The sequence below is a fragment of the Pseudomonas sp. NFACC46-3 genome (genome assembly GCF_900114515.1).
GTDB lineage: Bacteria > Pseudomonadota > Gammaproteobacteria > Pseudomonadales > Pseudomonadaceae > Aquipseudomonas > Aquipseudomonas fluorescens_Q.
This window is the reverse complement of the sequence record NZ_FOTH01000008.1, coordinates 40,813-64,992: the sequence shown is the minus strand read 5'-3', so window position 1 is coordinate 64,992 and position 24,180 is coordinate 40,813. Positions and strand designations below refer to the sequence as shown.

At 61.3% G+C, this 24,180-nt stretch carries 23 protein-coding genes; 6 read left to right on the top strand and 17 right to left on the bottom strand.

Features of this window, described 5'->3' with window-relative positions:
* Positions 1–6 precede the first annotated feature (6 nt).
* On the top strand, positions 7–642 hold the full coding sequence (gene maiA / locus BM300_RS11095; RefSeq protein WP_092462867.1) for a maleylacetoacetate isomerase: 636 nt from the start codon (positions 7–9) through the stop codon (positions 640–642).
* Between the two features lie 164 nt (positions 643–806).
* On the opposite strand, the gene BM300_RS11085 is transcribed toward maiA, so the two are convergent.
* Positions 807–1,610: a SirB1 family protein gene (locus BM300_RS11085; protein ID WP_063324442.1), complete on the bottom strand. Its 804-nt coding sequence runs from the start codon at positions 1,608–1,610 to the stop codon at positions 807–809.
* A 187-nt stretch (positions 1,611–1,797) separates the two neighbouring features.
* Here BM300_RS11085 and BM300_RS11080 point away from each other — a divergent pair, with 187 nt between their 5' ends.
* Positions 1,798–2,817 carry a Glu/Leu/Phe/Val dehydrogenase family protein gene (locus BM300_RS11080; RefSeq protein WP_003205422.1) on the top strand — a complete coding sequence of 340 codons (1,020 nt, stop codon included), beginning with the start codon at positions 1,798–1,800 and terminating at the stop codon, positions 2,815–2,817.
* Between the two features lie 268 nt (positions 2,818–3,085).
* Here the strand turns inward: BM300_RS11080 and glyA are convergent, their stop codons facing one another.
* The 5 genes from glyA to BM300_RS11055 all read right to left on the bottom strand — a co-directional run bounded on the left by glyA (position 3,086) and on the right by BM300_RS11055 (position 8,519).
* The gene (gene glyA / locus BM300_RS11075) at positions 3,086–4,324 is read right to left on the bottom strand and encodes a serine hydroxymethyltransferase (RefSeq protein ID WP_063324443.1); all 1,239 of its coding nucleotides are present in this window, start codon (positions 4,322–4,324) and stop codon (positions 3,086–3,088) included.
* 11 nt (positions 4,325–4,335) lie between these two features.
* The gene (thrC, locus tag BM300_RS11070; protein ID WP_092223742.1) at positions 4,336–5,589 is read right to left on the bottom strand and encodes a threonine synthase; all 1,254 of its coding nucleotides are present in this window, start codon (positions 5,587–5,589) and stop codon (positions 4,336–4,338) included.
* A gap of 93 nt (positions 5,590–5,682) precedes the next feature.
* Positions 5,683–6,114, bottom strand: a complete 432-nt coding sequence (locus tag BM300_RS11065) for a Rid family detoxifying hydrolase (RefSeq protein ID WP_003205417.1) — start codon at positions 6,112–6,114, stop codon at positions 5,683–5,685.
* 30 nt (positions 6,115–6,144) lie between these two features.
* Positions 6,145–7,317 carry an NAD(P)/FAD-dependent oxidoreductase gene (locus BM300_RS11060; RefSeq protein ID WP_092462863.1) on the bottom strand — a complete coding sequence of 391 codons (1,173 nt, stop codon included), beginning with the start codon at positions 7,315–7,317 and terminating at the stop codon, positions 6,145–6,147.
* On the bottom strand, positions 7,314–8,519 hold the full coding sequence (locus BM300_RS11055; RefSeq protein ID WP_063324446.1) for a benzoate/H(+) symporter BenE family transporter: 1,206 nt from the start codon (positions 8,517–8,519) through the stop codon (positions 7,314–7,316). The genes BM300_RS11060 and BM300_RS11055 overlap by 4 nt, the downstream gene beginning before the upstream one ends.
* Before the next feature lie 342 nt (positions 8,520–8,861).
* Between BM300_RS11055 and BM300_RS11050 the strand changes: the two genes are divergently transcribed.
* The gene (locus tag BM300_RS11050) at positions 8,862–10,253 is read left to right on the top strand and encodes an aminotransferase-like domain-containing protein (RefSeq protein WP_058543599.1); all 1,392 of its coding nucleotides are present in this window, start codon (positions 8,862–8,864) and stop codon (positions 10,251–10,253) included.
* 74 nt (positions 10,254–10,327) lie between these two features.
* On the opposite strand, the gene BM300_RS11045 is transcribed toward BM300_RS11050, so the two are convergent.
* Positions 10,328–10,588 carry a YebG family protein gene (locus BM300_RS11045; RefSeq protein WP_063324447.1) on the bottom strand — a complete coding sequence of 87 codons (261 nt, stop codon included), beginning with the start codon at positions 10,586–10,588 and terminating at the stop codon, positions 10,328–10,330.
* A gap of 315 nt (positions 10,589–10,903) precedes the next feature.
* Between BM300_RS11045 and BM300_RS11040 the strand changes: the two genes are divergently transcribed.
* Positions 10,904–11,404 (top strand): phosphate-starvation-inducible protein PsiE, encoded by a 501-nt coding sequence (locus tag BM300_RS11040; RefSeq protein WP_063324448.1) that lies wholly within the window; start codon positions 10,904–10,906, stop codon positions 11,402–11,404.
* Here the strand turns inward: BM300_RS11040 and BM300_RS11035 are convergent.
* Positions 11,401–11,718, bottom strand: coding sequence for a DUF3509 domain-containing protein (locus BM300_RS11035; protein WP_063324449.1), 318 nt, complete (start codon positions 11,716–11,718; stop codon positions 11,401–11,403). The two genes, BM300_RS11040 and BM300_RS11035, sit on opposite strands and share 4 nt — an antisense overlap.
* Positions 11,719–12,226: 508 nt before the next feature.
* Here BM300_RS11035 and BM300_RS11030 point away from each other — a divergent pair.
* A complete protein-coding gene (locus BM300_RS11030) occupies positions 12,227–12,637 on the top strand; it encodes an HPF/RaiA family ribosome-associated protein (RefSeq protein WP_092223736.1) in 411 nt (136 codons plus the stop codon).
* Positions 12,638–12,718: 81 nt separating this feature from the next.
* Here the strand turns inward: BM300_RS11030 and fecA are convergent, their stop codons facing one another.
* The 4 genes from fecA to BM300_RS11010 all read right to left on the bottom strand — a co-directional run bounded on the left by fecA (position 12,719) and on the right by BM300_RS11010 (position 17,617).
* Positions 12,719–15,058: a TonB-dependent Fe(3+) dicitrate receptor FecA gene (fecA, locus tag BM300_RS11025; RefSeq protein ID WP_092346030.1), complete on the bottom strand. Its 2,340-nt coding sequence runs from the start codon at positions 15,056–15,058 to the stop codon at positions 12,719–12,721.
* Between the two features lie 109 nt (positions 15,059–15,167).
* Positions 15,168–16,127 (bottom strand): FecR domain-containing protein, encoded by a 960-nt coding sequence (locus tag BM300_RS11020; protein ID WP_092149427.1) that lies wholly within the window; start codon positions 16,125–16,127, stop codon positions 15,168–15,170.
* Entirely contained in the window at positions 16,124–16,612 is a 489-nt protein-coding gene (locus BM300_RS11015; RefSeq protein ID WP_092149430.1) for a sigma-70 family RNA polymerase sigma factor, read from the bottom strand. The genes BM300_RS11020 and BM300_RS11015 overlap by 4 nt, the downstream gene beginning before the upstream one ends.
* Before the next feature lie 129 nt (positions 16,613–16,741).
* The gene (locus tag BM300_RS11010; RefSeq protein ID WP_092462861.1) at positions 16,742–17,617 is read right to left on the bottom strand and encodes a helix-turn-helix domain-containing protein; all 876 of its coding nucleotides are present in this window, start codon (positions 17,615–17,617) and stop codon (positions 16,742–16,744) included.
* 136 nt (positions 17,618–17,753) lie between these two features.
* Between BM300_RS11010 and BM300_RS11005 the strand changes: the two genes are divergently transcribed.
* Positions 17,754–18,656, top strand: a complete 903-nt coding sequence (locus BM300_RS11005; protein ID WP_092462859.1) for a DMT family transporter — start codon at positions 17,754–17,756, stop codon at positions 18,654–18,656.
* A gap of 222 nt (positions 18,657–18,878) precedes the next feature.
* Here the strand turns inward: BM300_RS11005 and BM300_RS10995 are convergent, their stop codons facing one another.
* From BM300_RS10995 to norR, 5 genes are all read right to left on the bottom strand, one after another.
* On the bottom strand, positions 18,879–19,850 hold the full coding sequence (locus tag BM300_RS10995; RefSeq protein WP_063324456.1) for a 2-hydroxyacid dehydrogenase: 972 nt from the start codon (positions 19,848–19,850) through the stop codon (positions 18,879–18,881).
* A gap of 115 nt (positions 19,851–19,965) precedes the next feature.
* Positions 19,966–20,715, bottom strand: coding sequence for a YkgJ family cysteine cluster protein (locus tag BM300_RS10990; RefSeq protein ID WP_092223725.1), 750 nt, complete (start codon positions 20,713–20,715; stop codon positions 19,966–19,968).
* A 79-nt stretch (positions 20,716–20,794) separates the two neighbouring features.
* The gene (locus BM300_RS10985) at positions 20,795–21,121 is read right to left on the bottom strand and encodes a hypothetical protein (RefSeq protein ID WP_072344311.1); all 327 of its coding nucleotides are present in this window, start codon (positions 21,119–21,121) and stop codon (positions 20,795–20,797) included.
* A gap of 101 nt (positions 21,122–21,222) precedes the next feature.
* Positions 21,223–22,125, bottom strand: coding sequence for a chemotaxis protein CheV (locus BM300_RS10980; RefSeq protein WP_057451776.1), 903 nt, complete (start codon positions 22,123–22,125; stop codon positions 21,223–21,225).
* A 365-nt stretch (positions 22,126–22,490) separates the two neighbouring features.
* On the bottom strand, positions 22,491–24,047 hold the full coding sequence (gene norR / locus BM300_RS10975; RefSeq protein WP_092462857.1) for a nitric oxide reductase transcriptional regulator NorR: 1,557 nt from the start codon (positions 24,045–24,047) through the stop codon (positions 22,491–22,493).
* Positions 24,048–24,180 lie beyond the last annotated feature (133 nt).

The window sequence follows — 24,180 nt, the reverse complement described above, 5'->3', positions numbered from 1 at the left end:
CAGGGCATGGAACTCTACACCTACTACCGCTCCACCTCGTCCTATCGGGTGCGCATTGCGTTGGCGCTCAAGGGGCTGGATTACCAGACCTTGCCCGTCAACTTGATCGCTGCGCCAGGGGGCGAGCATCGCCAGCCGGCCTATCTGGCGATCAACCCCCAGGGCCGGGTGCCGGCGTTGCGTACCGATGAGGGCGCGCTGCTGGTGCAATCGCCCGCCATCATCGAATACCTGGAGGAGCGTTATCCACAGGTGCCGCTGCTCAGCGCCGACCTGACGGTGCGCGCCCATGAGCGTGGCGTCGCCGCGCTGATCGGTTGCGATATTCACCCCCTGCACAACGTCAGCGTGCTCAACAAATTGCGGCAGTGGGGCCACGATGAAACGCAGGTGACGGAGTGGATCGGGTACTGGATCAGCCAGGGATTGGCGGCCGTGGAGCAGTTGATGGGTGACGACGGCTATTGCTTCGGTGCAGCGCCGGGGCTGGCGGATGTGTACCTGATCCCGCAGTTGTACGCGGCTGAGCGGTTCAATGTGTCTTTGCAGGCGTATCCACGGATTCGTCGGGTCGCGGCATTGGCGGCTGGGCATCCAGCGTTCCAACAGGCGCACCCGGCGAATCAGCCGGATACCCCCTGAGGGCTTCACACGGTTCTGAAAACCAGGTGATCCCCTGTGGCGAGGGAGCTTGCTCCCGCTGGGACGCGAAGCGTCCCCAAGCTTTTCGGCGGTTGCTGCGCAACCGAGCGGGAGCAAGCTCCCTCGCCACAGGGCCGTCATCGCTCCTGAACAAAGTCCCCGGCTCAGTGCACAACCGAATTCGGCGGCAAATGCCCCAGCCGCTCGGTCAACCGGATTCGCTGGATCGGATCGTCGCTGAGCATCAGGGCATGCTCCAGGTCGAAGCGCTCGGCGTTGGGGCAATCGAGTCGCTGGTACAGGCTGGCGCGGGCCAGGTAGTCGGCGGCGCTGGCGTTGCCCAGTTCCAGTACCCGTTCGGCGTCGATCAAGGCGGCGATGTAATCGTCGTTCGCCAGATGCAGTTGACGCAGGTTGCGCGACAGGCGCTGCAGCATCTGCATCGGCTCGGCATTGACCAGGTGTTCAGCCTTGAGCTGCATGTTCGCGCCGTATTGGCGCTGTAGCAGTTCCCGACAGTCATTGGGGTACAACCGACGGCCGCCGCACGGATCGAGCAGGTGATCGGCGCCGGGTACCTTCAACAGGAAATGTCCGGGGAAATTGACACCGACCATCGGAATTTCCAGGCCTCGGGCCAGTTCCAGGGCAATCAGCCCGAGAGCCAGGGGCTGCCCGCGTTTGCGTGCCAGGACTTTGTCCAGCAACGCTGCTCGTGGTCGCAGAGGCGTGAAGTCGTCCTGGGCGAAGCCCAAGTCATTGAGCCGTCGCAGCAAGGGCTGGCCCAGTTCGCTGACAGGCAGCATCGGCAGGCCATGGCTGACCCGCTGTTGCAGCTCCTTGAAATCCTTCAGCAAGGCCGGTACGTCGACCTCGCGATCATGTTCGGCAGCGATCCACAGCGCCGCTTCGAACAGCGCCGGTGGGGAGCGGTGCAGACAATCAAAAAAGGCTTGGCGCGGTTTCATCGAACTCTCCGGGCTACGCTCCCGTTTTAGCCCTGCCGTGGATTTTCGTCCAGTCTCGGACAGAGGCTATGACAGGTTATGCCGAAAAAGACTGAGCACCGTGGCGACTTATTCCTGCGTGCTCCAGCAAATTTCGACTGCGCGCCTATACTGGCGAAACAAACAAAAGTGATTCGGGAGCCTTTCGATGTTTGCTCTCATGCAAAGCTCCCGCCTTGAATCGCTGCACCTAAGCGTAGACCCGGCAACCGGGTTGAAGGCGGTGATTGCCATTCATTGCAGTCGTCCGGGGCCCGCCCTGGGGGGTTGTCGTTATCTTGCCTACCCCGACGACGAAAGTGCCGTGGCCGATGCCGTACGCCTGGCCCAAGGCATGAGTTACAAGGCGGCGCTGGCCGGCTTGCCGGTGGGTGGCGGGGTGGCGGTGATCATGCGCCCCGCCCATGTCGAGAGTCGGGCAGCGTTGTTCGAAGCCTTTGGTCGTTGTATCGAGCAGTTGGACGGTCGCTATATCACGGCCATCGACAGCGGCACGTCAGTGGCCGACATGGATTGCATCGCCCAGCAGACTCGCCATGTCACCAGCACCACCGCCTCGGGAGACCCTGCGCCCCACGCGGCGATGGGGGTTTTTGCCGGTATTCGTGCCACCGCCATGGCCCGCCTGGGCAGCGATAACCTCGAAAGCCTGCGGGTGGCGATCCAGGGCCTGGGCAACGTCGGTTATGCCCTGGCCGAACAACTGCACGCCGCAGGTGCCGAGCTGCTGGTCAGTGACATTGACCCAGGCAAGGTGCAATTGGCGATGGAGCAACTCGGCGCCCATCCGATCGCCAACGACGCGCTGCTCAGCACGCCCTGCGACATCCTTGCTCCTTGCGGGCTGGGTGGGGTGCTCAACAGCCAAAGCGTGGCACAACTGCGCTGCTCGGCCGTTGCCGGCTCGGCCCATAATCAGTTGAGCAACCTGCAAGTGGCCGACCAGTTGGAAAGACGTGGAATCCTCTATGCGCCGGACTATGTGATCAACTCCGGTGGCCTGATCTACGTCGCCCTGAAACATCGCGGCGAAGAGCTGTCGACGATCACCGCGCACTTGTCGAAGATCGGTGCCCGGCTCACGGAAGTCTTTGCCCATGCCCAGGCGGAGAAGCGCTCACCGGCCCGGGTGGCCGATGAGCTGGCGGAGCGTTTGTTGTACCGCTGAAAAGCCAATTGTGGGAGCGAGCAAGCTCGCTCCCACAGGTTTTTTCTGGTGCTCCCAGACTGACTATTCCCGCCAACAAAACACCAACCCTGTGGCGAGGGAGCTTGCTCCCGCTCGGCGGCGCAGCCGTCGTAAAACCGGCTGGCGCGGTCTGCCTGAACGGTCGCGGTGATCCAATGGGGCCGCTTCGCAGCCCAGCGGGAGCAAGCTCCCTCGCCACGGTTTGTGCTCGCCTCTATTGCATTGCGCTTAACCGACGGATGTTGGCTTACCTCAACAGATACACCGGAAAGCATTCGCACAAATGCATCACTCGACGCCGGGTGTTGTCCAGGCGTGCTGCGTTGTCCGGCTGTTCCAGCAGGTCGGCGATCAAGTTCGCGACTTCGGCACATTCCGCCTCACCAAAGCCACGGGTGGTCAGCGCCGGCGTGCCGATGCGAATGCCGCTGGTGATGGCCGGTTTCTGCGGATCGTTGGGGATCGCGTTTTTATTCAAGGTGATATGGGCGCTTTCCAGCAACGCTTCGGCGTCTTTGCCGGTGATGTTCATCGAGCGCAGATCGAGCAGGAACATGTGGCAATCGGTACCGCCGGACACCACCCGCAAGCCGCGTCGGGTCAGGACGTCGGCCATGACGCGGGCGTTGTCGATCACCCGCTGCTGGTAATGCTTGAACCCGTCGCCCAAGGCTTCGTTGAACGCCACGGCCTTGGCGGCGATGACGTGCATCAGCGGGCCGCCCTGGTACACCGGGAAAATCGTCTTGTCGAGCAGGGCACCATATTGCGCCTTGGCCAGAATCAGGCCGCCGCGCGGGCCGCGCAAGGTCTTGTGGGTGGTGGAGGTGATGAAGTCGGCGATGCCAACCGGCGACGGATAGACGCCCGCGGCGATCAAGCCGGCGTAGTGCGCCATGTCCACCATCAGGTAGGCACCGATTTCATCGCAGATCTTGCGAAAGCGCTGGAAGTCGATGGTCCGCGAATAGGCCGAGGCCCCGGCGATGATCATCTTCGGCCGGTGTTCCCTGGCCAGGGCTTCCATTTCTTCGTAGTCGAGGGTTTCGGTTTCCGTGTCCAGGCCATAGGAAAATGCCCGGTAGATCTTGCCGGAAAAATTCACCGAGGCGCCGTGGGTCAGGTGGCCGCCATGGGCCAGGGACATGCCCAGGATGGTATCGCCGGGTTCAAGTACCGCCAGGAAAACCGCCTGGTTGGCTTGGGAGCCGGAGTGCGGCTGCACGTTGACGTATTCGCAGTTGAACAGCTTGCGAGCGCGTTCGATGGCCAGGTTCTCGATTTCATCGACGACCTTGCAGCCGCCGTAGTAACGCTTGCCCGGATAGCCTTCGGCGTATTTGTTGGTGAGCACGGAACCCTGGGCCTGGAGCACTTCCTCGCTGACATAGTTTTCCGAAGCGATCAGCTCCAGGTGGGTTTCCTGGCGGTTGCGCTCGCGGTCGATCAGGCGGGCAAGGGTGGGGTCGAAATTTTGCAGGCTCATGGTGCGATTCCCTAGATAAGCGCCTCGGCCAGCGGCGCAGTCACGTGATGCGGCAACACCCGTGGCTGGCTTTTGGTCGAGTCGGATAGAAAAATGGAGGTGTCTTTCAAACCGCTGCCGGTGATCAGGATCACGGCGGTTTGCGGTGTGTCGGGGTGTGTTTCGGCGTACTTGAGCAGACCGGCGAAGGCACTGGCGGCGCCGGCTTCTGGAAACACGCCGGTGCTGGCGGCCAATCTCGAGGCGGCGGCGACAATGCTCGGATCGCTGACACAGATGAACTCACCGCCGCTGGCGGTGACCGCACGCATGGCCTTGAGGCGATCACGCGGCAGCGCCACATTGATGCTGCTGGCCAGGCTGGTGGGGGGGCGGCGCTCGGTTTTCTGCATCGAGCGGTCGTTGCGCCAGGCGCGGTACATGAAGTTGCTGTGCTCGGCCTGCACGCCGATCAGGCGAGGGATGCGTTCGATCCAGCCCAATTGCAGCAAGTCGAAAAAGCCTTTGTAGACCGAGCCCAGGATGCAACCGTTGCCGACGGGCACGAACACCAGGTCCGGCACTTGCCAGTGGAGTTGTTCGCACATCTCGAAGGCGACGGTCTTCTTGCCTTCGCTCATGTACGAGTTGATCCCGGTGGTGCGGTTGTACCAGCCGTGCTCTTGGCAGGCGTTGAGACATTGTTCGAAGGCTTCGTCATATTGCCCGTCGACCAGCACGATCTCGGCGCCGTAGCCCTGCATCTGCGCGAGCTTTTCACGGGGCGCGCTCTTGGGCAGGTAAATGACGTTGTGCAAGCCCAGGCTGGCGCTCATCCCGGCCAATGCCGAAGCGGCATTGCCGGTGCTGGCCACTGCCACGGTGCGTGCACCGGATTGCAGGGCGTGGGCTACCGCCAGGGCGCTGGCGCGATCCTTCAACGACCCGGTCGGTTGCCGCGATTCGTCTTTTACGAAGACTTTGATCCGGGCGCCCTTGCCGAGCAATTCCGGGCGCGAGTACAGCGGCGTGTTACCCACCAGTAACGGTGGAATGAACTGCGTCGAGCTCAACGGCATCAAGCGGTCATAGCGCCACATGCCACGGGCGTGGTCATGGGCCAGGCTGTCCCGGGACCATTCGCGCTTGAGTGCCGGGTAATCGTAAAGCGCGTCCAGGGCACCATCGACTTTGCAATGAGGGCAGTAATAGCTGACCTCATGGGGCTGGTAGCTTCGATCGCAAACCAGGCACTGCAATACATACTCTCTGTACGAATTTTTCATGTCACCCTCCGAAAGTACGCTGTGCTGGTGCTTTCCTTGCCAACGTCGGTCCAGCTCACCAGACCGACGGGCACTCCGCTGACAGAAGGTGTTTCAGATCACCATGATGGCGTCGATGGCAACCAGGGTGTTGCGTGCCAGTGCACTGGCGCCCGCGGTGGTGCGGGCCGGGTAGGGCTTGGTGAAGTACTCTTCCATGACGCGGTTGAGGGTCGGGAACTCACTCAAGTCAGTGATGAACGCCGTGACCTTGACCACGTTCGCCAGGGTGCCACCTGCCGCTTCGGCCATTTGCACCAGGTTGTCGAGGGTCTGGCGCAGTTGGCCTTCGAAATCCTTGGCCAGCACTTCGTTGTTCAGCGCCGAGACCGGGGTCTGTGCCGACAGGTAGATGGTCTGCCCGTGGCTGACCTTGATGCCCTGGGAATAGGTACCCAGCGGCAATGGCGCCTTGTCGGTGAAAATGACGTTCTCTTCGCCCAGGAAAGGTTTGGCGGCGGGCTGGATTTGAGCGGTGGTTTGCATAGTGACGTTCCTTGTTAAGTGGGATGGGGGTTAGTGCAAATCGGCAACCTGCTTGACGGCCTGGCTGGAAAATTCCTCATCGCGGCAACGGGCCGGGGAAAAATGCTGATAGTTGAGCTGCAGCGCCGCCAGGTCGTCCGGCATCGCGATGCCCAGCGCCGCATGGCTGCACAGGCGTGCAATGGCGGGCGCAGCCTGGATGCCGTAGCCACCGAGGGCGGCGAGCCAGATAAAACTCTCTTGCTGTGGGTCCTGGCCGAGCACCGGCGAGCGGTCGGCGACGAAGGTTCGAAGGCCCGCCCATTTGTTGATGATCGAACGCGGACGCAGGCGCGTGGTGTTTTGCAGGCGATCCATGGTGATGGCCAGGTCAAGCTCTTCCGGCAGTGCGTCGCAGGGCAACGAAGGGCTTTCATCGCAGGGGGAGACGATCAGCCGCCCGGCTTCAGGCTTGATGAAAATGTCCTCGTCGACCGTGCCCAGGTAGGGCGTGTGGTGCACGTCGCACTGTGGATCGACCGCCAGTACGGTGCGCCGCAATGGTCGGACACCGACCTTGGGCACGCCGCAGCGCTCGGCGAATTCATCGGCCCAGGCACCGGCGGCGTTGACCACGATGGCTGCTTGCAATTGCTGGCCGTCCTGGGTGTGCAAGCGCCAGTGCCCGTCGCGATATTCGCCGCGCAGCACTTCGGTCTCGCGCTTGATCACGCCACCGCGGGCCCGCAGCCCACCGAGGTAGGCGCCGTGGATGCCATGCACATCCAGATCGAAGGCGCTGGGCTCGTAGATCCCGGCGCTCCAGGCGCCTTCGGCGAGGTAGGGGACCAGCTCCTGCACTTGCTTGTCGTCGAGCAGCTCGGCCGTGGGCACTTGCCCCAGGACGGCGCTGAAACGCGCTTTGAGTTTGTCCACCCGTGCCGCCTGGGCCACGATCAGCGCGCCCCGGGGCGACCATAGCGGATGCTCGGCCAGGCCCTCGGGCGGGTTCTCGAAAAAGCGCCGGGATGCGCAGGTCAGTGAGCGGATCTGTTGGTTGCCGTAGCTTTCCATCGAGATCGCGGCTGAACGCCCCGTGGTGTGATAGGCCAGTTGCTGTTCCTGTTCGAGCAGGCAGACGCTGCCATGGGCTGCCAACTCATAAGCGGCAGACACGCCGGCGATGCCGCCACCCACCACAATGAAGTCGTAACGAGTGGTCATGGTCGGCTGCCCTCGGCAATAACGGCGGCTTTGCGTTCGCGGGTGTAGGTCAGCACGAAGTGCGCCACGAGGCCGAAGATCAAGCCCCAGAACGCGGCGGCCAGGCCGAGGAAACTCATGCCCGAAGCCGTTACCAGGAAGGTGATCAGTGCCGCTTCGCGTTGTTTCTCGTCAGCCATGGCGCCGGTCAGCCCGGCACTGATCGCGCCGAACAAGGCGAGACCGGCGAGGGAAGCGATCAATTCTTTCGGCAGTGCGGAGAACACCGAGGCCAGGGTGGCGCCAAAGGTACCCATCAGAATGTAGAACACCCCGCAGGCGATCCCGGCCATGTAGCGTTTGTCGCGGTCTTCGTGGGCTTCGCGGCCGGTGCAGATCGCTGCGGTAATGGCCGCCAGGTTCAAACCGTGGGAACCGAACGGGGCCATCAGGATCGAGCCAATCGCGGTGACCGAAATGATCGAGCGTGCTGGCGTGTTGTAGCCCGAGGTGCGCAATACCGCCATGCCTGGCACGTACTGGCCGGTCAAGGTCACCAGCGCCAGGGGCAGGCCGATGTTGATGATTGCATGCCAGTTCCATTCAGGGGCGATGAAGACCGGTTGGGCCACGGCGATGGTGATCGAGGTGCTGTTGAGTTCACCGAACGAGGCGGCCACCGCGCAACCGACGATCAGCACCGACAGGATCGCGTAGCGTGGCGAAAAGCGCTTGAAGATCAGGTACGCCGCGATCATCGCCAACACCAGCGCCGGCTGCAGTTTGATCGACGTGAACAGCTCGGCGCCGAAGCGGAACAGGATCCCGGCGAGCATGGCGGCGGCAATGGCCTTGGGCAGGCGGCTCATCAGTTTGTCGAACGCACCGGACAGGCCGACCAACGCGATGATCATCGACGCCACCACATAGGCACCGATGGCCTGGGGCAGGGTCACGGTGGGCAGCATCGACACCAGTAACGCTGCACCCGGTGTCGACCACGCGGTGATGACCGGAACACGCAGGCGCCAGCTCAGGAACAGGCCGGTAATCCCGCTGCCAATGGAAATGGCCCAGATCCATGAAGACACCACGTCATTGGGCAGGTGCGCTTCCTTGGCTGCCTGGAACACGATGATGAGTGGGCCTGCGTAGGAAATGATCACGGCGATGAAGCCCGCGATGATCGCCGACAGAGATAGATCCTTTCTGAATGTGTCCATGATGTCTCGACTTGGCGCGACAGAAGCGCGCAGTGAATGATTGAGTCGATTGCTTCGATTCGAGATCAGTGTATTTGAATGAATTGAGTTGATTCAATAGGGAGCGGGATTGTTACGAGATATTTTTCTGCCATGACAGGCTATTTTTGCGATTTTTATGAATTAACTATTTGATTTTAAATAATATTATTTCTAATAAATTTTTCTTCATGTCGCATTGAAAAACGATTCAATAATCGTATCAATCGATTCAATGTGTCGATTGTGTCGAATTATTAGTTGCCTAACCTCCATGTGATATGCTCGGATATTCATCATTTCTACGATGGGCAGTGATCATTCATGTGGGTTCCCCAGCTAAGCGAGTTCAGCCAACCGATGTATTTGTCGATTGCCGATGCGTTGGCGCGCGATATCAACAACGGCGTGCTGAACGAGGGCGATCGCCTGCCGACCTTGCGGGAGTTGGCCACCACCTTGAATGTCACGCCGGGCACCATCAGTCGGGCCTATAGCGAGGCCCATCGGCGTCGGTTGGTGCAGGGGGAGGTGGGGCGTGGCACTTACGTGCTCAACCAGAAGCAGCTGGAGCTGCCGGCCAGCAACAGTGCCGCCGCGCCACTGAACCTGGGGCAATCCGAACTGCTCGATCTTTCGATCATCAAGCCCTACAGCGAAACCCTGGAGTACTGGTTGCGTGGCGCCCTGGTGGGCATGGCCAAGAGCACCGATTTCGCTCGCGCACTGGATTACGCGCCGGATGGCGGTCACCCGGCGCATCGCGAGGCGGGGGCGCAATGGTTGCGTCATTCATTGCCCGACGCGCAATGGCAGCAAGTGGTGATTACGGCAGGGGCCCAGCATGGCTTGATGGTGGCGATGAGCGCCCTGACCAACGCCGGTGACCTGGTGCTCTGCGAAGCGCTTTGCTACCCGGGCATCATTTCCCTGGCCCACGGTCTTGAGCGTCGCCTGCGTGGCGTGCCAATGGATGACGAAGGCATCATTCCCGAAGCGTTGCGCGAGCTGTGCCTGCGAGAGAAGCCGGCGATGCTGGTCTGCGTGGCGACTTGCCAGAATCCGACGGCGGCGATCATGTCGCAGAAGCGCCGGGCCCAGATCGCCGCGCTTGCCGAGGAATTCGACTTCATCATCCTGGACGATGATATCTATGGCTTCCTGGCCACCGATCCGTCGATCAAGCCGCTGTCGGCCTTTGCGCCGGACCGTTCGGTGTACCTGACCAGCCTGTCGAAATCGGTCATGCCGGCGCTTCGCGTCGGTTATATCTACAGCCCGCCAAAACTGCTGTCGCGCCTGACCTCGATGGTGCGCAGCAGCGTCTGGATGCCGTCGCCATTGACCGCGCAGTTGGCCAGCAATGTGATTACCGAAGGCCTGGACAAGAAACTGATTCGCATCCAGCGCAACGAGGCGGCGGGGCGACAAGCGATCGCCCGGGAAATCTTTGCCAATTTCGAGCTCAAGACCCAGCCATATTCCTATCACGTCTGGTTGACGCTGCCGGAGCCATGGACCAGCGATGAGTTCACCATGCTCGCCCGGGCCAACGGCGTATTGGTGCTCAGCGGCACCCAGTTCCAGGCTGAGCGCTCAGGCACCACTCGCTGTGTACGGCTGGTGTTGATGTCCCCCACCAGCCAGGACGAACTGCGTTTCGCCCTGACCAAGCTGGCGAGCCTGATCGATTCGGATCCGCGCCGTTATTACTGAAAAGATCGCAGCCTTCGGCAGCTCCCGCACGGTGTATTCCCTGTGTGAGCTGCCGAAGGCTGCGATCTTTTTAGTTATTCGTTCGACGGATTGAGCAGTTCGGACAAGGCGTCCGGCTGGCTCTTGAACGCCTTGGCGAACACATCACGATTCTTCGCCATGTAGATCCCGGCTTCCTCGACCTGTTGCTCGCTCAGCGATGGAACGGCTTTTTGCAACACTTCTGCCAGCAATTCGGCGAGTTCCAGCATTTTGTCATGACGGTCAGCTTCGGCTTTATCCATGAACAAGCGCTCCAGATCTCGGCTGCTGCGGTATACCACTTCGACGGCCATTCACCACCTCACATGCCTTCACATTGGTTGTCTTTGTGACTACTGTATTTATATACAGGCAAAAGAATAAGCGAATCCTGTTGCTTTGGATAGTGGCTTTTTAATGTAGACCGGTTTCGGCATGTGAGGGCAAAGCTTGTGGGAGAAAAGCTGGTGTGGGAGCTTGCTCGCGATACGGCGAATGAAGCTCCCAAAAGTGCCGGATACCAGCCTATCGCCATCTCACCTTCAGTCGCTGGCCTTTTTTCTGCATGCAGAACAACCGTCACGTCCAACCCGCATCATCCGGTCGAGTCGACCTAAGGAAACTACATCGTGAAAATCAACTGGGCCGAGACCCTGCGCCAGAACGTCCATCAACTGGCCGAGTCCCTGGGGAACCTGTTCGTCGAGACCTTCCATTACCTGGCCCTGTTCGCCATTGGTGCGGTGACCGCGTGGGCGGCGGTGATGGAATTCTTGCAGATGATCGAAGCAGGACACATCAAGATCGATGACATCCTGCTGCTGTTCATCTATCTGGAATTGGGGGCGATGGTCGGGATCTACTTCAAGACCAACCACATGCCGGTGCGGTTTTTGATCTACGTGGCGATCACGGCGCTGACGCGGCTGCTGATTTCCAACGTTTCCCATCACAGCCCGCCAGACCTGGGGATCATCTACTTGTGCGGTGGCATCCTGCTGCTGGCGTTTGCGATCCTGGTGGTGCGCTACGCTTCGTCGCAGTTCCCCTCGGTGAAGATCGAGCACCCGCACCGCAAGGTCGGCGCGGGTTCCAGCGAACATGCCGAGGTGGAGAAAGGAGAAATCTAGATCCCGGCGGCAGAGGGCGCCGGCCCCTGTGCGTGCGGTGGCGGCAGCTTGATACTGTCACCGCCGGTCATGGCTTCGAGGATGGCCACGGCGCTGTGGCCCTGCTCAATGGCGATGCCGAACTGAATGCTTTGCACCAGGCGCTTGAGACGCTCCGGGTCGTTGCGCTGCAGGGCGCTGATCATGCGTTTGGCGACGATGCGCCCGCTCTTGGACAGGGTCAGCATGATGCTGCCGTCCAGGCCCTGAATGCTCAGGTTGATTTGATAATGCGGCGCAAAGGCGTCGGTAATGATCTGAAAAGGGTTGTCCATGATGCGTCACCGCCTGATTGAACGTGCAGTTGTTGACCGGCCATGATCGGGATTAGTTCGCAACGCCGGACCACCGGCCATTCCATGATCGTGTTCAGCTCAAGATTCCAGGGGCCAGGCAGGCCTCAGGATCAAAAGATCGCAGCCTGCGACAGCTCCTACAGGGAGTTAGCAAGTGGCATGCCGGAAAAACTGTCGGACAATGATCACGGAGCCTGGGCGCCGAACGCTCTGGAATGCGGCTGTGGTCGCTGCCCGTTTCGGGGCAATAACGCGCGGATGTTCGCTGACGGTGCAGGTGGGGAGGCGATTTACGGTGGGTAGGCAGGGCAGGGGCAACTCCCGACATTAACAGCGCTTTTGCCTGTTGTCTGGCTTTATTTGCGTATGAATATTTATCTTTTTTTAGGGGTTGAATTGTTCTTCCGCCAGCCCGACTCTGTATTCAAGGGGCCGTTGCATCAACGTCGACGGCCCCCGGCGAGCTAGCTGAAATAAGGGATGAACTATGCAAATCCAAGTCAATAGCGATAACCATATTCAAAGCAGCATCCGACTGGAGGAGTGGGTACGTACTACCATCGAAAGCACGCTCGAACGTTATGAAGAGGACCTGACACGGGTTGAGGTTCATTTGCGAGACGAGAACGGCGACAAGCCGGGTCCCCATGACCTGCGTTGCCAGCTTGAAGCACGGCCGAAGGGTCATCAGCCAATTTCCGTGACGCACAAGGCCGAATCGCTGGAACTGGCGATCGAAGGCGCGGCCACCAAACTTGAAAATGCCCTGGAGCATTTGTTCGGCAAACTGCGCGGCAAGCGCGCCGCCGTTGCGACACCGACCGAATCCGTTGCCTTGGCCGATGCGCTATTGGAAGAAGAATTCCTGGAGAACGAACGGGCCGCCCTCAACGGCTGAGCCCGATCGCTTGAAGTCACTCACCGAACGGGCCTGCAATCGCAGGCCCGTCTTGTTTCAGCGGTTCACCGTAGCCCCGAATCAAAACGCCACGGACGTCTGCACATACACCGTGCGCGGTTCCCCCACGTACTTGCCTCGGTTGTTGTCGTCGAACGAGCGGGTGAAGTATTGGGTATTGAAGATGTTCTTCACGCCCACCGCCACGTTCAGGTCCGACAGTTGCGGGCCGAAATCATAGGCAGCGCGGCTGCTGAACAGCATGTAGCCGGGGATATTGCCGGTACTGCCGTCGGCGCTTTCAGCCCGGGTGTTGGCGTTGTCGGCAAACTGCGCGCTCTGATAGGTGCTGTCCAGGTTCAGCTTCCACGGCCCGTCCGTATAACCCACGCCCAGTGTGCCTTTGTGCTTCGAAGAGAATGGCACGCGGTTGCCTTTGTTCGGTCCGTCTTCACGAATGGTGGCATCGACGAAGGCATACGTGGCATACACGTCGAAACCGGCCAGTGCAGGGCTCAGGCCATCAAGGGCGTAGTTGATGCTGGTTTCGATGCCTTGGTGGCGAGTCTCGCCTCGGGCGATCACCGAATCGTTGGTCTGATTGCTTTCATACTGGTTGTCGAAGTTGATCAGGAACGCGCCGATCTCCGCCCGCAGGTTGCCATCGTCATAGCGGGTGCCAAGCTCCCAGGTGCGGGCCTTTTCCGGTTTCACTTCGCCGCTGCTGACACGGTTGGGCATCTGGCTGTACTGCACACTGCCGAACGAGCCTTCGGTGTTGGCATACAGATTCCACTCATCGGTCAGGTGATACAGCACGTTCAATGCCGGCAAGGCCGTGTTGTAGTCGCCCTTGTACTTCACATTCGTCAGGTTGTTGGTCTGCTGGGATTCGATCATTTCGTAGCGAACACCCGGCGTGATGGTCCATTTTCCGATGTCGATCCGGTCATCGATGAAAAATGCATTGGCCTCGGTGCCCCCGCGCGTATCACGGTCGTTGCGGCTGGAGGTTGTCGGCAATTCGTTGCTGGCGATCGGCGTGCGGTATCGCAGTTCGTGGCCGGCCTCGTTGATGTAGCGATAGCCGATGCCAACCTCGTGGCTGGTCGGGCCGAGGTCGAAACCCTGGGCGAAACGGGTTTCCAGGCCGCGTACCCAATATTCACGGGGTGACAGGGACAGGAAGGTGCCTTGGTCCAGGTAGCCGCTGCGCAAGGTCTTGGTGAAGAACGTGCTGGCGGTGAATTCCCGGCGGTCCTGTTGGTAGCGGTAGCCGACATTGACCAGGGTGCGACGGCCCCAGAAGCGGTCGTTCGGACGCGTGGATTGATACGGGTCGGCATCGTAGTCGGCCACATTCAGGCCGCCGGGCATGTCGGCCTCGCCTTCGTAATACTGGGCCATGGCATTGAAACTGTTGGCCTCGTCCAACTGGTAGTTGCCCTTGAGGATCAGGTCATCGATTTGTGTGTCGCTATGTTCGCGCCAGTCGCCGCCGCGGGTGCCGGAATACAGCAGGGCACCGCCCAAGCCGTTGTCGGCGGTGCCGCCGGCCAGCAGATTGGAGGAGGTCTTGAAGCCGTCATGGCTGGAGGACGGGCTCGTCTCGGTCTGCAAGCCCCCTTTTATCGTGGGTGCATCGGGAATCGCCCGCGTCACGAAGTTGACCACGCCGCCGACGTTCTGTGGGCCGTAGCGCACCGCGCCGCCGCCGCGCACGACATCTACCGCGTCCATGTTACCCATGCTGACCGGCGCGAACGATAGCTGCGGTTGGCCGTAAGGTGCGAAAGGCACCGGGATGCCGTCCATCAGCACCGTGGAGCGTGAAGCCAGGCGAGGGTTGAGCCCGCGAATACCGAAGTTCAGCGCCATGTCATGGCTGCCGGTGCCATTGTTTTCCGGTGCATTGACGCCGGGAATGCGATTGAGCACATCCCGCGCCTGCGTCGCACCCTGGCGTTCGAACGTTTCACGGCGGATAACGTCACGGGCGCCGGGGTGTTCGAAGACATTGGCCTGCGCGGCGTCGCCGAGCCAGTCTCCGACCACGGTGGTGGTGCCGATGTCCAGCGCGGTGGTGGTGGCCGGCTGCAGGCTGAAGGCATTATCTCCCTCGGGCCGGGCTTGCAGGCCTGTGCCTTCGAGCAGCGCACTGAGCCCTTGCTCTGGGCTGTAGCTGCCTTCCAGGCCACGACTCTGCAGACCAGCGGTCGTCTGCGAGCCGAAGGAAATCAACACCCCGGCCTCCCGCCCGAACTGATTGAGGGCATTTTCCAGTGATGACGGCGCGATGTGATAGGCCTTGGCATCTGCAGCCTGTACACAAGGCAGTGCGACGAAACTCAAGCTGGCCCCCAGGAGCCATTGACGCACGGTACGGGCGAGCGGGGTGAGGCGGGTAGGTTGCTGCGGCATGGATGAGGATCCCGAGAAGGTTGTATCGAAGTGGCTTTCCTTCTCTGTCACCCGAGTCCGGGAAAACGGCTCACGGTTGCGTGTTTTTTTCTGGCAAGACGATCATGGTTCAAGCGCGAGCCTCGACCGAGACCCAATAGCGAGTAAAGCGGCGTACGTTTACCGGCAGGCTGACCTCCAGCAGATCGAGGATTCGTTCGCTGTTGTCCAGCGGATAAGTTCCGGAGATCAACAGGTTGGCGACCGCCTCGTCGCAGCGCAATTGGCCGCGGCGATACCGGCCGAGTTCGTCGAGAAAGTCCGCCAGGCGCATGTGCGCGGCTATCAGCATGCCCTCCGTCCAGGCACCGCTGTTGGCATCCAGCGCCGTGGCGGGCCCGGCGCCGTTGATGCCAAGGCTCAGTTGCCGTGATGTGCCCAGCAACGACGACGGGCCGTTTCGGCTGCGAATGTCCACCTCGCCGTCAAACACCGCCACTTGGGTGTGTTCCGGATATTCACGTACGTTGAACCGGGCGTTGCGGCTTTCCAGCCGGCCATGGGCGGTCAGTACATACAGGGGCCTGGGGTCCCGGGCCGCAGTCAACAACAGTTCACCCTCCAGCAGGCGGATCAAGCGACGTTGAGCGTCGAAGCGAACGTCGACCGCGCTGCCGCTGTTGAGCTGCAACTGGCTGCCGTCATCCAGCATCAGGCGACGCCGTTCGCCCACCGGGCTGCGGAAATCGGCCATCAAGGGTGGCAGCCATTGGCGCTCACGCAGGCCCCAGGCCAACGTTGAGCCGGCCCCCAGTACCAGCAACGTCTTGAGTGCCCGCCGCCGCATGGCGGACTTCGGTGCATTGAGGGCCGCATGGGCTAGCGCAGGGGATACGCTACGCAGCCGTTGATTGACCCGTTGGATATGTTCCCAGGCGCGGCGATGTTCGCTATGGGCATCGAGCCATTGCTCCCAGGCTTGCTGCTGGCGGGTGTCGAGTGGACCTTGCTGTATTTCCAGGAGCCAGTGCACGGCCTGCTCGGCAACTTGGGCGCTGACGTCAGGTGCGCCATTGATCGACGGGGTCATAAAGCAAAGTAGCAGCGCATCGCTGCCTTGTTCAGATGGCGCTTGACCGTTGCCAGGGAAATCCCCAGTTCACGGGCGATTTCGTTGTAGGTCAGGCCATCGACCTGGGCCAGCAGAAACGCCTGCTTGACCGCTCGCGGCAACCCATCGAGCAGTTGATCCAGTTCCGTCAGGGTTTGCAGGATGATTGCCCGTTCTTCCTCCGACGGCGCCACCTGCTCCGGCAGTTGGGCGAGGGTGTCGAGGTAGGCGCGCTCCAGGTCCTGGCGGCGGTAATGGTTGAACAGTACGCGCTTGGCAATAGTCGTAAGGAACGCGCGGGGTTCCAGGACAGGCTGCGGATCGCGCGTCGTCAGTACGCGCATGAACGTGTCCTGCGTCAGGTCGGCGGCACTGTCGGGGCAGCCGAGTTTTCTTCGCAACCAGCTGTTGAGCCAACTGTGATGGGCGTTGTAGAGCACTTCGACGGTGTGTGCAGGCGGCAACGAGGAACATCCCGACAGCGCTAAGCTGTGCTAGAGAACAAGAATTGTTCGCATTGTAGGGGCGCGGCAGTGGCTACGGCAATCGGGATCAGTGCCTGGTTGTTTCATTTGACCGGAGCGCGGTGGTGCCTAGCGCAAGAATGCCTGTCGATATTCCCCGGGGCTTGCCCCCAAGGTCTGGCGAAAACGATTGGTGAAGTGGCTGGCGCTGGCAAATCCGCAGGCCAGCGCCACGTCGCCCAGCGGTTGTGAGGTGGTGCGCAGCAAATGCCGCGCGCAGGTCAAGCGTCTGGCCAGCACATATTGATGAGGAGGCAGTCCGAAGCTCTCGCGGAACATCCGCGCGAAGTGGTATTCGGACAACGCACACAACGCCGCCAATTGGCCGAGGCTGATGGCATCGGCCAAGTGGCTGTCGACGTAATCCACCAGCAACCGCCGCTGATGAGCGGCCAGGCCGCCTTTGAGGCGAAGTCCCTGGCGTTGGCCGACCTGGCTGAGCAGCAGGTGATTGAGCAAGTCATGGGCCAGGCTGGTGGTCAGCAGGCGTTCACCGGGTTCGTCCCAGTTCAGCGCGATCAACTGGCGAAAACGCTGTGCCTGTCGCGGGTCGTCGAGGAAGGTCTCTTCGTGCAGTTGCACCTGCCGGGGTTCGCGGTCCAGTAGCGTGATGCACCCAAGGGCGAATTGTTCAGCGCTGAAATACAGATGGGCGAGGCGAATGTCGCCGTTAATGACCCAGGCCGATTCATGTCCGGCGGGCAGTACGCAAAGTTTGCCCGGCGCCCCTGTGGTATCGGGCCGCTCGCGGCGAAACGTACCGGTGCCGCCAGCGATGTAGCACGACAGCGTATGGTGCGTTGGCGCCTCGTAGTCCCGGGCGTCGTGGTGGTTGCTCCACAAAGCGGCCGCCATGCCGTCCCCGAGCTCGGCGCTGTGCTCCAGGCGAGCATTGGGCGAGCTGTTGAGGGCTTGAAAGACTTGTAGGGTTTGCAGTGTGGACATGATCGGTTCTCCAACGCTTGCATCCTACTCTGTCGGTCGATCCGTGCCAGCCTGTCAGCCGACAAAACCGCAAGTTTACGCAAGCGCCGGGTCAATGGCAGCGGGACACTGAGCGTCATTGTCAGGAGCCGTCACCATGAACCTCTCGTTGTACCTGCTTACCGTGCTCATCTGGGGCACCACCTGGATTGCCCTGAAATTGCAGTTGGGCGTCGTCGCCATTCCCGTGTCGATTGTCTATCGCTTCGGCCTTGCAGCCCTGATCCTGTTTGCGATGCTCTTGCTCAGCCGGCGCTTGCAGGTGATGAATCGGCGCGGCCATTTGATTTGCGTTGCCCAGGGCCTGTGCTTGTTCTGCATTAATTTCATGTGCTTCCTGACTGCCAGCCAGTGGATTCCCAGTGGGTTGGTCGCTGTGGTGTTTTCCACCGCCACGCTCTGGAACGCCCTCAATGCCCGCGTGTTCTTCGGTCAGCGGATTGCCCGTAACGTGCTGTTGGGGGGCGGCCTGGGGCTTTCGGGGCTGGCCTTGCTGTTCTGGCCGGAACTGGCCGGCCACAGCGCAAGCCCGCAAACGGTGCTCGGTTTGGCACTGGCGCTGCTGGGGACGTTGTGTTTTTCGGCGGGCAACATGCTGTCGAGCCTGCAGCAGAAGGCGGGCCTCAAGCCGTTGACCACCAACGCCTGGGGCATGGCCTATGGCGCGTCGATGCTGGCGGTGTGGTGTGCGTTCAAAGGCATCCCGTTCGACATGGAATGGAGCACACGCTACATCGGCTCGCTGTTGTACTTGGTGATCCCAGGTTCGGTGATCGGCTTTACGGCCTATCTGACGCTGGTGGGACGCATGGGCCCGGAGCGGGCGGCGTATTGCACCGTGTTGTTCCCGGTGGTGGCGTTGAATGTCTCGGCGTTTGCCGAAGGGTATCAGTGGACCGCGCCGGCGCTGGTCGGGTTGGTCCTGGTGATGCTGGGGAACGTGCTGGTGTTCCGCAAGCCGCGGCCGGTGGCGACGAATGTCGCGCTGGGTGCCCGCTGAGACAGAACGCCTGGCGATAACCCCGTGGCGAGGGAGCTTGCTGTGGCGAGGGGATTTATCCCCGTGGGGCTGCGGAGCAGCCCCAAACCCTGACAGCTCGGTGAGTCAGGTCGACCACATCAGCCGGATCAGGGCTGCTGCGCAGCCCAACGGGGATAAATCCCCTCGCCACAGCAAGCTCCCTCGCCACGGTGTGTTCCGCCGGGGACTTTTGCGGAAGGTTTACTTCCAGACTTGCGGGTTGACCAGGTTCTTTGGTCGCTCGCCCAACAAGGCACTGCGCAAGTTATCCACAGCCAGATTGGCCATGGCCTCACGGGTTTCGTGAGTCGCCGAGCCAATGTGGGGCAGGGTCACGGCGTTTTTCAGCTGGAATAGCGGCGATTCGGCCAATGGCTCTTTCTCGTAGACATCCAGCCCGGCACCGCGGATGCGGTTGTTCTGCAACGCTTCGATCAACGCTGGTTCGTCTACCACAGGGCCCCGGGAAATGTTGACCAGGATGGCACTCGGCTTCATCAGGCCCAGTTCACGCTGACCGATAAGGTGGCGGGTCTTTTCGCTCAACGGTACGACGAGGCAGACGAAGTCCGCTTCGGCCAGCAACTGATCCAATTCGCGAAACTGTGCGCCCAGTTGGTTTTCCAGTTCAGTCTTGCGACTGTTGCCGCTGTAGAGGATAGGCATGTTGAATCCAAGTCGGCCACGCCGGGCAATGGCCGCGCCGATATTGCCCATGCCGACGATACCCAGGGTCTTGCCATGTACATCGCTGCCGAACAGTTGCGGGCCGACTGTCGCCTGCCATTGGCCAGCCTTGGTCCAGGCGTCCAGTTCGGCCACGCGCCGGGCGCTGCTCATCAGCAGGGCGAAGGCCAGGTCGGCGGTACTTTCGGTTAGTACGTCGGGGGTGTTGGTGAGCATGATCCCGCGCTCATTGAAGTAGGCCAGGTCATAGTTGTCGTAGCCCACCGACACGCTGGAGACCACTTGCAGGTTCGTGGCGCTCTGCAGTTGCTCGCGGCCGAGCTTGCGACCGACACCGATCAGCCCGTGGACGTGAGGCAAGGCTTCGTTGAACTGCGCGTTGATGTCGCCGTTCGACGGGTTGGGGACGATCACGTCGAAGTCCTGGCGCAGGCGTTCGATCATGGGGGGCGTGATACGGCTGAAGGCAAGTACGGTTTTTTTCATCGTGCAAGGCTCATCTGCAGGGAATACCAAGCACGCTAACATTCATGGCGCGGGTTAGGCGAGAGGGGAGGGTGTAATCGCAGCGCCGCCAGTCCTCTGGGGGATCTTTACAGACTCAGGCGGCTCGCAGGGAAATGAACGCGTAGGTGACGGGTGCTTCAGTGACCACCCGCGCGCCGCTGGCCGAGACCTGGTTGGCCACATCCTCGCCGGACAGGTGGAACTGCCATTCGCCAGCCGCTTGGTCCAACGGCCGAGAGCGGGCTTGATCGATGGCGGCGGCAAACGCAGCCATGTTCGGCAGGTAGGCCGTGAATCCGTCGCCCTTCAACGCCGTCGTGTGGATACCCAGGGACATGCAGATGCGTTCCTTGATCGCGATTTCCTCACGATCGGCCTGGCGTGAACGCTCGATCAACCGGGCCAGTTCCTGGTCCACCAATTCACCGCCAAGTATCAACTGCGGCCCCGTTTCCCACGACTCCGGTGGGCAATCCTTGGCGGCGGGATTGAGCGGGATGTGTGGGTTGATTTCCATGGGATAGATGCGGCACACCAAGGGTCTGCGCTCATAGATGCGGCACAGGTTTTCGTCGTCCAGATTATGGCAACGACCCACGTTATAAGCGGCGAGCGTGATCGCCACCAGCGCGTCGCTTGTGCCGCTACGGACCACCGCCGAGCGTCGTTCGGCATGCTCGCGTTGCCCTGCCGGCAGGCCGAGGCCATTGGGCAGGAAGGCTTCCACCAGGACAATCACCTGGCCGCCGTCGTCCGCCCACATCCGGGCCTCGTCGAGGGTCAGGGGGACGTGGTGATCGGTGCAGCATTTGCCGCACCCTACACAGGAAAACGTTGTGTTCATTGAGCGCCCGGTCGCAGAAAGCTGGGGACGGCGACAGAAAAACGCCGTGATGGACCGTGCGAAGCAAGTTATGCGCCACTCACCGGTCGGTAGCGGCAGGGTGGATCGAGTCCCACTCGGTCACGTAGGCGGTTTTGGTTTTTTTGCGGTAGAGGCACAACTCGGTGCCGATCGCCCCTTTCATGTGTTCCTGCGGATATTGGCCTTGCAGCAATAGCGCGGTGTAGCCGACCCGGTCGTCGAATTGAGCGGCGCTACCCACCGGCTCAGCGCTCTTCAAGCTGCTGGCCTTGATGCAACTGGCCAGCACGGCTTTATCGTGGGTGGCCCAGGCGTCCGGGCTGGAGGCATGAGCCTGGGAGGCCAGGACGGTGAGACCAAGGAGAATCAACAGACGGATTTTCATCAGGGAGCCTTGTTCCGGGAAGCCAGGACAAGAGTATGCCTGAGGTTGTCGGACGGTGATCGCTCCCGCGCTGGAACGCAGAAGCGAGCAACCGAGATGACTCAGTGACCTTGCTCGGCAACGGCCTTGGCCGCCGTGATCAGGCACTTGGTCAGTTCCGGTGAAGAGAACTTGGTGAGCACGCCGTTGGCACCCGACAGCCGGGCTTTTTCGCTGTTCATGGCACTGTCCAGCGAGGTGTGCAGCAACACGTAGAGGTGGGCGAAGTCAGGCGTTTCGCGCAGGGTCCGGGTGAGGGCATAGCCGTCCATCTCGGACATCTCGATATCGGAGACGATCAGGTTGATCTGTTCGGCCGTGCCTTGCAGGTCCAGCAGGCATTCGATGGCTTCCTTGGCGCTGCGGGCGGTGTGGCATTGCAGGCCCAGGTTGCGCAGGGTGTGTACCGATTGCTGCAGCGCGACCTGGCTGTCATCGACCACCAGGATCCGTGCGTTGCCCAGCACCTCGGCGTCTTCCATGCTCAGTTCGGTCGGCGCGGTTTCGATCTGCGCTGGCGCGATGCCGTGGATGACCTTTTCGATGTCCAGCACCTGCACCAGCGTGCCGTCCACCGAGGTCACGCCGGTGATGAACGAACGCACACCGCCGGAGCCGTAGGGCGGTGGTTTGATGTCGGTGGTCAGGCAATGCACGATCTTGCTCACGGCCTGCACATGCAAACCCTGTTTGGAGCGGCTGACGTCAGTGACGATCAGGCAGCCACCATCCGGGTCTTCCAGCGGTCGCTCGCCAATGGCGCGGCTCAGGTCGATCACCGACAACGATGTCCCGCGCAGGGTGGCGATGCCTTTGACGTGCGGATGCGACTCCGGCAGCTTGGTCAATGGTGGGCAGGGAATGATTTCGCTGACCTTGAGCAGGTTGATTGCCATCAGCTTGCCGCTGCGCAAGGTAAACAGCAGAAGCGAAAGTGAATCTGCGCGGGCTTTGTTGGAAGACATAAAAACCTTCTGTGGAAAAAGGTGGGGCGAGCATACCGCTCGCCAAAACAGCTTTTGATATTGGGTTATCGACTTGTCGGGGGCAGGCTTTAGGGCGAAAGCCGCCGACAGTCAATTTCAAGTCAATGACCTGTGAGTACACACCTTGTGGTGAATGGATTTATCTCTGGCAAGGGGATTTATCTGTGACAAGGGGATTTATTTGTGGCGAGGGGATTTATCCCCGCTGGGTTGCGTAGCAACCCCCCCAGAAAGGTTGAACGCATTTAGTCTGGCACTCCGAGGCGAGAGGTTTCAGGGCTGCTTCGCAACCCAGCGGGGATAAATCCCCTCGCCACAACAGCGGTCGGCGGCAACAGACGGGATTATTTCAGCCCCAACCGCCGGGCCATCCGCCCCAGGTTCGCCCGGTCCAGCCCGAGCTCCCGGGCGGCGCTGGCCCAGTTGTGTTGGTGACGCTCCAGGCAGGCAGCGATCAGCGTGCGCTGGAACTCGTCCACCGCTTCGCGCAAGTCCCCCGTTACGCCCTGCGCGGTCGACGCCGGGCTGATGGACGAAGGAGTGGGGTTGTCCACAGGCGCCTGGGGCAAATCCAGGTCCTGGGCGCTGAGGCTGAGGATTTTCGGGCGCGTCGCGCACCGGCCCAAGGCCTTCAAGGCGCTGCGGCCGATCAGGTGTTCCAGTTCGCGCACATTGCCTGGCCAGTCGTAGGCCAGCAGCGCGGCCTGGGCGTCGCCGGTCAGGCGCAGGCTGCCCAGGCCCATGCGCGAACGGTTGTGCTCCAGGAAAAAACCGCTGAGCAGCAGCACATCACGTCCACGATCGCGCAGCGCCGGCACCTGCAGCGGGTACACACTCAAGCGATGGTAGAAGTCGGCCCGATAACGGCCGTTGCGCACTTCCTCGGCCAAGTCGCGATTGGTGGCCGCGATCAGGCGCACATCGACCCGGTGTTCCTTGTCCGAGCCCAGGCGTTGCAGTTGGCCGCTTTGCAGTACCCGCAACAACTTGGCCTGGACGGCCAGGGACAACTCGCCCACTTCGTCGAGAAACAAGGTGCCGCCGTCGGCCAGTTCGAACTTGCCGCGCCGGTCGTTCGTGGCCCCGGTGAAGGCGCCTCGTACATGGCCGAAGAGTTCACTTTCCACCAGGGTATCGGGCAGGGCGGCGCAATTGAGACTGATGAGTGGCTGCTCGGCACGTTTCGACGCGGCATGGATGGCCTGGGCGACCAGTTCCTTGCCCACGCCGGTTTCGCCGGTGATCAATACCGTCAGGTCGCTGCTGCCCACCAGCGTGATCTCTTCCACCAGGCGTTTGTGGGCCTTGCTCTGGCCGACCATGTCGCGAGGTTGCTGGCCGCTGGCCTGGCGATAGACCTCGGCGCGGCGGTGCTCGTCCTCGGCCTTCAGGGCCAGGCGCTCGATGCGCTCGGCGGCGCTGACCGTGGCGGCGGCGAGGCTGGCGAAGGCTTGCAGGGCACTCAGGTCGATGGGCTCGAAGCGCTCCGGATCCAGCGAATCCAGGGTCAGCAGGCCCCAGGGCCGCTCGTCGACGAACAGCGGGCAGCCCATGCAGTCGTGAACCTCCAGATGCTCGGCGAGCCCCTCGACCAGTCCGTCGTAGGGATCGGGCAGGCCGCTGTCGGCGGCGAAGCGGGTGGGCTGTGGGTTGGCCAGCAGCGCTTCGAAGCGCGGGTGTTCGCTGACCCGGAATCGCCGGCCCAGTGTATCGGTGCTCAGGCCATCCACGGCGAGCGGCACCAGGCAGTCGCCGTCCAGGCGCAACAACGCCGCCGCATCGCAGGGCAGCAGGGTTCGCAAGGTGCCGAGCAGGCGCCGATAACGTTCGCCTTCAGGCAGTTCGCGGGACAGATCGGCCACCAGTGGCAGTAGGGAGGTCAGCAGGGCGGTTGCGGTCATAATGACTCCATGTAGTCTTAACGACTATAAGATGAACCGTGTCGATATGACTACATTGTATGTAACTGACTGATATTCAATAAAAAAATTAATGGCATGGAAACTGATAAGACTTACCTAACTGTTATCGGTC

Bases quoted from the DNA above. Each gene is read 5' to 3' on its own strand.
- maiA (WP_092462867.1), top strand. From the start codon at position 7: ATGGAACTCTACACCTACTACCGCTCCACCTCGTCCTATCGGGTGCGC.
- BM300_RS11085 (WP_063324442.1), bottom strand. From the start codon at position 1,610: ATGAAACCGCGCCAAGCCTTTTTTGATTGTCTGCACCGCTCCCCACCG.
- BM300_RS11080 (WP_003205422.1), top strand. From the start codon at position 1,798: ATGTTTGCTCTCATGCAAAGCTCCCGCCTTGAATCGCTGCACCTAAGC.
- glyA (WP_063324443.1), bottom strand. From the start codon at position 4,324: ATGAGCCTGCAAAATTTCGACCCCACCCTTGCCCGCCTGATCGACCGC.
- thrC (WP_092223742.1), bottom strand. From the start codon at position 5,589: ATGAAAAATTCGTACAGAGAGTATGTATTGCAGTGCCTGGTTTGCGAT.
- BM300_RS11065 (WP_003205417.1), bottom strand. From the start codon at position 6,114: ATGCAAACCACCGCTCAAATCCAGCCCGCCGCCAAACCTTTCCTGGGC.
- BM300_RS11060 (WP_092462863.1), bottom strand. From the start codon at position 7,317: ATGACCACTCGTTACGACTTCATTGTGGTGGGTGGCGGCATCGCCGGC.
- BM300_RS11055 (WP_063324446.1), bottom strand. From the start codon at position 8,519: ATGGACACATTCAGAAAGGATCTATCTCTGTCGGCGATCATCGCGGGC.
- BM300_RS11050 (WP_058543599.1), top strand. From the start codon at position 8,862: ATGTGGGTTCCCCAGCTAAGCGAGTTCAGCCAACCGATGTATTTGTCG.
- BM300_RS11045 (WP_063324447.1), bottom strand. From the start codon at position 10,588: ATGGCCGTCGAAGTGGTATACCGCAGCAGCCGAGATCTGGAGCGCTTG.
- BM300_RS11035 (WP_063324449.1), bottom strand. From the start codon at position 11,718: ATGGACAACCCTTTTCAGATCATTACCGACGCCTTTGCGCCGCATTAT.
- BM300_RS11030 (WP_092223736.1), top strand. From the start codon at position 12,227: ATGCAAATCCAAGTCAATAGCGATAACCATATTCAAAGCAGCATCCGA.
- fecA (WP_092346030.1), bottom strand. From the start codon at position 15,058: ATGCCGCAGCAACCTACCCGCCTCACCCCGCTCGCCCGTACCGTGCGT.
- BM300_RS11020 (WP_092149427.1), bottom strand. From the start codon at position 16,127: ATGACCCCGTCGATCAATGGCGCACCTGACGTCAGCGCCCAAGTTGCC.
- BM300_RS11010 (WP_092462861.1), bottom strand. From the start codon at position 17,617: ATGTCCACACTGCAAACCCTACAAGTCTTTCAAGCCCTCAACAGCTCG.
- BM300_RS11005 (WP_092462859.1), top strand. From the start codon at position 17,754: ATGAACCTCTCGTTGTACCTGCTTACCGTGCTCATCTGGGGCACCACC.
- BM300_RS10995 (WP_063324456.1), bottom strand. From the start codon at position 19,850: ATGAAAAAAACCGTACTTGCCTTCAGCCGTATCACGCCCCCCATGATC.
- BM300_RS10990 (WP_092223725.1), bottom strand. From the start codon at position 20,715: ATGAACACAACGTTTTCCTGTGTAGGGTGCGGCAAATGCTGCACCGAT.
- BM300_RS10985 (WP_072344311.1), bottom strand. From the start codon at position 21,121: ATGAAAATCCGTCTGTTGATTCTCCTTGGTCTCACCGTCCTGGCCTCC.
- BM300_RS10980 (WP_057451776.1), bottom strand. From the start codon at position 22,125: ATGTCTTCCAACAAAGCCCGCGCAGATTCACTTTCGCTTCTGCTGTTT.
- norR (WP_092462857.1), bottom strand. From the start codon at position 24,047: ATGACCGCAACCGCCCTGCTGACCTCCCTACTGCCACTGGTGGCCGAT.